The sequence below is a fragment of the Sphingomonas bacterium genome (genome assembly GCF_903644135.1).
GTDB lineage: Bacteria > Pseudomonadota > Alphaproteobacteria > Sphingomonadales > Sphingomonadaceae > Sphingomonas.
Map to the genome: position 1 here is coordinate 1 of NZ_CAHJXA010000185.1, position 5,624 is coordinate 5,624.

8 protein-coding genes are annotated in these 5,624 nt (G+C 67.3%); 4 read left to right on the top strand and 4 right to left on the bottom strand.

Annotation, left to right across the window (positions count from 1 at the left end; translation table 11 throughout):
- The first annotated feature begins 95 nt into the window (after positions 1 to 95).
- A complete protein-coding gene (locus HUU96_RS10340; RefSeq protein WP_438827077.1) occupies positions 96 to 689 on the top strand; it encodes a fasciclin domain-containing protein in 594 nt (197 codons plus the stop codon).
- Positions 690 to 692: 3 nt separating this feature from the next.
- Here the strand turns inward: HUU96_RS10340 and HUU96_RS10345 are convergent, their stop codons facing one another.
- From HUU96_RS10345 to pgsA, 3 genes are read right to left on the bottom strand one after another with little or no spacing between them, the layout of a single operon-like run.
- Complete coding sequence (locus tag HUU96_RS10345) at positions 693 to 1,133, bottom strand: molybdenum cofactor biosynthesis protein MoaE (protein ID WP_174292727.1); 441 nt, start codon at positions 1,131 to 1,133, stop codon at positions 693 to 695.
- Positions 1,130 to 1,378 carry a molybdopterin converting factor subunit 1 gene (moaD, locus tag HUU96_RS10350; RefSeq protein WP_174292728.1) on the bottom strand — a complete coding sequence of 83 codons (249 nt, stop codon included), beginning with the start codon at positions 1,376 to 1,378 and terminating at the stop codon, positions 1,130 to 1,132. The genes HUU96_RS10345 and moaD overlap by 4 nt, the downstream gene beginning before the upstream one ends.
- Positions 1,379 to 1,387: 9 nt before the next feature.
- The gene (gene pgsA / locus HUU96_RS10355; RefSeq protein ID WP_174292729.1) at positions 1,388 to 1,939 is read right to left on the bottom strand and encodes a CDP-diacylglycerol--glycerol-3-phosphate 3-phosphatidyltransferase; all 552 of its coding nucleotides are present in this window, start codon (positions 1,937 to 1,939) and stop codon (positions 1,388 to 1,390) included.
- Positions 1,940 to 2,082: 143 nt separating this feature from the next.
- Here pgsA and HUU96_RS10360 point away from each other — a divergent pair, with 143 nt between their 5' ends.
- A complete protein-coding gene (locus tag HUU96_RS10360; protein ID WP_174292730.1) occupies positions 2,083 to 3,408 on the top strand; it encodes an MFS transporter in 1,326 nt (441 codons plus the stop codon).
- 17 nt (positions 3,409 to 3,425) lie between these two features.
- Here HUU96_RS10360 and HUU96_RS10365 read toward each other — a convergent pair whose 3' ends face one another.
- Positions 3,426 to 3,605: a hypothetical protein gene (locus tag HUU96_RS10365; RefSeq protein ID WP_174292731.1), complete on the bottom strand. Its 180-nt coding sequence runs from the start codon at positions 3,603 to 3,605 to the stop codon at positions 3,426 to 3,428.
- A gap of 198 nt (positions 3,606 to 3,803) precedes the next feature.
- Here HUU96_RS10365 and HUU96_RS10370 point away from each other — a divergent pair, with 198 nt between their 5' ends.
- Both HUU96_RS10370 and HUU96_RS10375 read left to right on the top strand, forming a co-directional pair.
- Positions 3,804 to 4,388: an SRPBCC family protein gene (locus HUU96_RS10370; protein ID WP_174292732.1), complete on the top strand. Its 585-nt coding sequence runs from the start codon at positions 3,804 to 3,806 to the stop codon at positions 4,386 to 4,388.
- Positions 4,385 to 5,578 (top strand): zinc-dependent alcohol dehydrogenase, encoded by a 1,194-nt coding sequence (locus HUU96_RS10375; protein ID WP_174292733.1) that lies wholly within the window; start codon positions 4,385 to 4,387, stop codon positions 5,576 to 5,578. The genes HUU96_RS10370 and HUU96_RS10375 overlap by 4 nt, the downstream gene beginning before the upstream one ends.
- The last annotated feature ends 46 nt before the right edge of the window (positions 5,579 to 5,624 follow it).

The window sequence follows — 5,624 nt, forward strand, 5'->3', positions numbered from 1 at the left end:
GACGCGGACGTGCCGTTCGACGCGGTCTGCGTCGAGGGCGCGGACACACGACGGGGCGACCGACGGCGGTCGGTGCTCGGCATACTCCTCCAGCTGTGATCGACTGCTGTCCACCTCGGGTCGCCACTCGGGCGAGGGGCTCGCGGCGTCCTCGGGCGCATACGGCCGGGTCGTCCCGGTCTACCGCTGCACCGGCATCCGCCGCACCGGTTGTCGGCGGCGCCCCGATGCTGCCGACCAAGACCATCGTCGAGAACGCGTCGGCGGCCTCCAACCTCACCACATTGGTGTCGGCGGTAAAGGCGGCCGGCCTGGTTGCAACCCTGTCGGGGCCGGGACCGTTTACGGTATTCGCGCCGACCAACGACGCATTCGGTCGTCTGGCACCAGGCACGCTCGACACACTGCTGAAGCCGGCCAACAAGGCGACGCTGACCAAGGTGCTGACCTATCACGTCATCGCCGGCAAGCTGACCCTGGCCGACCTGCAGGCGAAGGTGCAGGCGGGCGGCGGCACCGCGACGCTGACCACCGTTGCCGGCCAGCCGCTCACCGTCACCTATGCCAACAACGTCGTGACGCTGACCGACCCCGCCGGCAACAAGAGCTATGTCGAGACGCCCGACGTCCTGCAGTCCAACGGCGTCGTCCATGTCGTCAACGGCGTGCTGGTGCCCAAGCTGCAATAGCCGTCACGTCTGCCAGCGCGCGGCGGCGAGATCGTCGCCGCGCCTGGCCTCGACCCAGCGTGCTTCGCCGCCGCGGTGCTCGCGCTTCCAGAACGGCGCGTCGGTTTTGAGCCGGTCGATCAGGTAGGCGCACGCCTCCAGCGCCGCGGCGCGATGCGCGGCGGCGGCAGCGGTGAAGACGATCCGCTCGCCCGGCCGCATCGGGCCGACGCGGTGAATGATGACGGCCGCGGCCAGCGACCAGCGCTCGACAGCGGTGGCGGCGACCGCCTCCAGCGCGCGCTCGGTCGCGCCGGGGTAATGCTCCAGTTCCAGCAGGTCGACGCCATCGTCGGCGCGGACCAGCCCGGAAAAGGTGGCGATGCCGCCGACGCCGTGACGTTCCAGCGCCTCCAGCTCGGCCGCGAGATCGATGGCGGCGGATTGAACGACGACGCGGATCATCCGCCCGTCACCGGCGGGAAGATCGCGATCTCCGAGGCGCCCGCGATCGGCGCATCGAGCGCGGCGAACACACCATCGACCGCAGTACGCAACCGGTCGCGGTCAGCGAAGGCGGTGGCGTGAGGCTCGTCCTTGCTCAGCCAGTCGATCAGGTCGGCCATCGTCGACACCTCCGCCGGCGGCGTCACCTGCTCCTCGCCCGTTCCGACCGCTTCGCGCACCCAGGCAAAATACAGCATCCGCATCGCTGCGGCTCAGTCCATGTGCTTCAGGCCGACGCGCAGGTAATCCCAGCCGGTCAGCAGCGTCAGCGCCGCCGCACCCCACAGCGACACCCGGCCGACGACGCCGATCCACTCGGCCGCCGGCAGCGCTCCCGCCAGGATCAGCCCGCCGAGCGCAACCAGCTGCAGCGTCGTCTTCCACTTGGCGAGACGCGAGACCGGCACCGACACCTGCAGCGGAGCCAGATATTCGCGCAGCCCCGACACCGCGATCTCGCGCAGCAGGATGACCAGCGCCGCGATCACGTCGAAGCCGGCGATGTCGCGGGTGCTGACCAGGATGAGGACGACCGCCGCGACCATGATCTTGTCGGCGATCGGGTCTAGGAAGATACCCAGCCGCGACACCGCGCCGTTCGCTCGCGCCAGATAGCCGTCGAAATAGTCGGTGATCCCCATCAGGCAATAGAGCCCGAAGGCGATGCCGTAACCGGTCGGCCAGCCGGGCCACCACAGCAGCCCGACCAGCAACGGCACCGCGACGATCCGCGACAGCGTCAACAGGTTGGGCAGGCTCCACATTCCAAGGCTTCTACGCCGCAACCCGCGACAACGAAACTGGCTTTTGCCGATTGGCGCGCCGTCGCGGGTCGAGTATGCTTGCGCCATGCAGTGCCTGCCGAGCGATCGGGAAACCGTCACATTCTCATGATCTACCGGCAGGCATGATCAACGCGCTGAGCCTGTTGAAGCAGCGGCGGTTCCTGCCGCTGTTCACGACCCAGTTCCTGGGCGCGTTCAACGACAACCTGTTCAAGCAGTCGATGGTGCTGTTCGCGACCTACCAGATCTTTCACGACCAGCGGCAGGAAAGCTTCTTCAACACCCTCGCTTCGGGGCTGTTCATCCTGCCGTTCTTCCTGTTCTCCGCGCTGGCGGGACAGATCGCGGATTCGACCGACAAGGCGCGGGTGGTGCGCTGGGTGAAGGCGGCGGAGGTCGGCATCATGCTGATCGGCAGCGCCGGGCTGTTGCTGGCGCGCACCGGCGCGGTGACGCTGCCGCTGGTGCTGATGCTGACCGCCGTTGCCGGGATGGGCGTCCACTCGACCTTCTTCGGCCCGGTCAAATATGCGATCCTGCCGCAGCATCTGGGCAAGGAGGACGTGCTCGGCGGCACCGGCCTGGTCGAGGCGGGCACCTATATCGCTATCCTGCTGGGGACGATCCTGGCCGGCGTCATCTTCCGCGACACGTTGGCGGTGGCGTGCGGCGTGCTGGCGGCGGCGCTGGCGGGGCTGGTGGCGGGCCGCTCGGTGCCGCGGGCACCGCGGATGGGGCCGAAGCTGACACTCGACTGGAACGTGGTCCGCGCGTCATGGCGGCTGATCTCGGCGACGATGCACATCCCGCGGCTGTTCCTGGCGATCTGCGCGATCAGCTTCTTCTGGACGATCGGCATCGTGCTGATCATCGTCTTCCCGCCGCTGGTGAAGAACGTGCTGACCGCCGAGGCCCCGGTCGCCAGCCTGATGCTGGCGGTGTTCTCCATCGGCGTCGCGCTGGGGTCGGTGATCATCAACGCGATGCTCCGCGGGCGGGTCTCGGCGAAGTTCGCGCCGGCTTCGGTGATCGCGATGGGCGCGGCGGTGTTCGCCTTCTGGCTGGCGACGGATCACTGGACGCCGGCCGCGCCCGGTCATTATTTCGGCGTGTGGCAGTTCCTGAGCCGGCCCGGCGCGGCGCTGGTGCTGGCGGCGCTACTCGCCATCTCGGTGTTCGGGGGCATGTTCGTGGTGCCGCTCTATGCCTTCCTGACCACCACCGTGCCCAACGACCAGACCGCGCGCACGGTGGCGGCGAACAACGTCGTCAATTCAGGCGCGATGACGGCAGGGTCGGCGATCGTGTTCCTGATGCTGGCGGCCGGCGCGACGACCGGTCAGTTGCTGCTGCTGGGGGTGGTGATGTGCCTCGCTGCGGCGGCGATCGCGCAGCGGCTGCACCTTGCCTGTGACGGGCATCACTGGCCATGTCGCGAGCCGGCGTAGCTTCCAGCAGCCCGGGGCTACAAAAGAAACGTGTAGAAGCAGGTGAAGAAGGCGGCGAAGCTGAGCAGGAACAGCTTCCAGTCCTGATCGTCGCTGCGTGCCCGTACGACCACCGGCGGCGGCAGCGATCGGCGGAAGGGATGCCGTGCGGCTTCGTTGGTGAGGACAAGGCGGCTGGTGCGGTGGCGTCCGGTCATGATGCCGACGTTAACGCCGCGTTTACGAATCAGGCCAGCGACAAAGGTGGTTAAACCCGCGCCGTCCCGACCCGACACAATCGCCGGCCGCCGCAACTATCGGCTAACCTGCATCAAAAGCTTGCGTTTTTGTCGATCGGGGCGGGAACCGCGCTTCGCCCGACGCGCTCTGTCACAGGACATCCTGAAGGACTTCGCATGGCGGATCACGCCCCACATTCCGATGACGCGCCGCTCACCGCGACCAAGCTGAGCGATGTCGCCGAGCGAGCGCCCGATGCAGGGATCGAGCCCCAGGGCAACGAGATCAGCGGCCGGTCCGTCACCATCAACAAGCCGGTCGCCGAGGTCTTCGCCCGCTTCCGCGACTTCGCCCAGCTGCCCAGCTTCATGGAGAATGTCGAGCGCATCGACGTGCTTGACGACAAGCGCTCGCACTGGGTGGTCAAGGCCCCCGCCGGCCGTACCGTCGAGTGGGACGCGATCGTCACCGAGGAGCGCCCCGACGAGCTGATCGCCTGGACCTCGGCCGAGGGTGCGGATGTCGCCAATAGCGGCCGCATCGACTTTCGAGACGCCGGCGCGCGCGGCACGGTGGTGACGGCGACGATCGTCTACGATCCGCCGGGCGGCATCATCGGCAAGGTCATCGCCAAGATGTTCCAGCGCGAACCCGCCATCCAGGCGCGCCGCGATCTTCGCCGCTTCAAGCAGCTGCTGGAGACCGGCGAGATCGCCACCCCGGCGATGAACCCCAAGCAGTTCGAGGAGATGGGCCTGTGAAGGCGCTGGCTTGGCACGGACGTCATGACGTCCGCATGGACACGGTCGACGATCCCGAAATCGTCAACCCGCGCGACTGCATCATCAAGGTGACGTCGACCGCGATCTGCGGCTCCGACCTCCACCTCTACGACGGCTACATCCCGACCATGCAGTCAGGCGATATCCTCGGCCACGAGTTCATGGGCGAGGTCGTCGAGGTCGGCGCGAAGTCGACCCTCAAGAAGGGCCAGCGCGTGGTGGTGCCCTTCACCATCGCCTGCGGCTCCTGTTACCATTGCGGCAAGCACCAATATTCGGCGTGCGACAACGGCCTGCCCGCCGACAACCAGGACATCGCCCAGACGCTGTACGGACAGCCGATGAGCGGCCTGTTCGGCTATAGCCACATGACCGGCGGCTATGCCGGCGGCCAAGCCGAATATGTTCGCGTGCCGTTCAGCGACGTCGGCCCGATCGTCATCCCCGACGGCGTCGCCGACGACAAGGTGCTGTTCCTGTCCGACATCCTGCCGACCGGCTGGCAGGCGGCGGAATATGCCGAGATCGAGCCCGGCGACACGGTCGCGGTCTGGGGTTGCGGCCCGGTCGGGCTGTTCGCGGTGCAGTCGGCGTTCCTGATGGGAGCCGAGCGGGTGATCGCGATCGACCATTTCCCGCATCGGCTGGAGCTGGCGAAGCGGTTCGGCGCGGAGGCGATCAACTTCGAGGACAGCGCCGTCTACGAGGCGCTTATGGAGATGACCGGCGGCATCGGCCCCGACGCGGTGATCGACTCGGTAGGGCTGGAGGCGCACGGCTTCTTCGTCGACAACGTCATCGACCAGATCAAGAAGTCGACCTTCCTCGGCACCGACCGGCCGCACTCGATCCGCCAGGCGATCATCGCCTGCTGCAAGGGCGGCCGGGTGTCGATGCCCGCCGTCTATGGCGGCATGGTCGACAAGTTCCCGCTCGGCGCGTTCATGGAGAAGGGGCTGACCCTCAAGACCGGCCAGACCCATGTCCAGCACTACATGCCCGGGCTGCTCAACGCGATCATGGAAGACAAGATCGATACCGAGTTCCTGATCTCGCATCGGATGCCGCTGACCGACGCCCCCAAGGGCTACAAGATGTTCCACGACCAGCAGAACGAAGTGACCAAGATCGTACTGAAGCCCGGCATGAGCGGCACCGTGGCAGCTTAGCTGGCACGGAGACCGCGAATGCCGGCCAGCCTCGGCCATGCCGAGG

Coding starts and splice junctions, on each gene's coding strand:
- HUU96_RS10365 (WP_174292731.1), bottom strand. CDS start 3,605: ATGACCGGACGCCACCGCACCAGCCGCCTTGTCCTCACCAACGAAGCC.
- HUU96_RS10370 (WP_174292732.1), top strand. CDS start 3,804: ATGGCGGATCACGCCCCACATTCCGATGACGCGCCGCTCACCGCGACC.
- HUU96_RS10345 (WP_174292727.1), bottom strand. CDS start 1,133: ATGATCCGCGTCGTCGTTCAATCCGCCGCCATCGATCTCGCGGCCGAG.
- HUU96_RS10360 (WP_174292730.1), top strand. CDS start 2,083: ATGATCAACGCGCTGAGCCTGTTGAAGCAGCGGCGGTTCCTGCCGCTG.
- moaD (WP_174292728.1), bottom strand. CDS start 1,378: ATGCGGATGCTGTATTTTGCCTGGGTGCGCGAAGCGGTCGGAACGGGC.
- pgsA (WP_174292729.1), bottom strand. CDS start 1,939: ATGTGGAGCCTGCCCAACCTGTTGACGCTGTCGCGGATCGTCGCGGTG.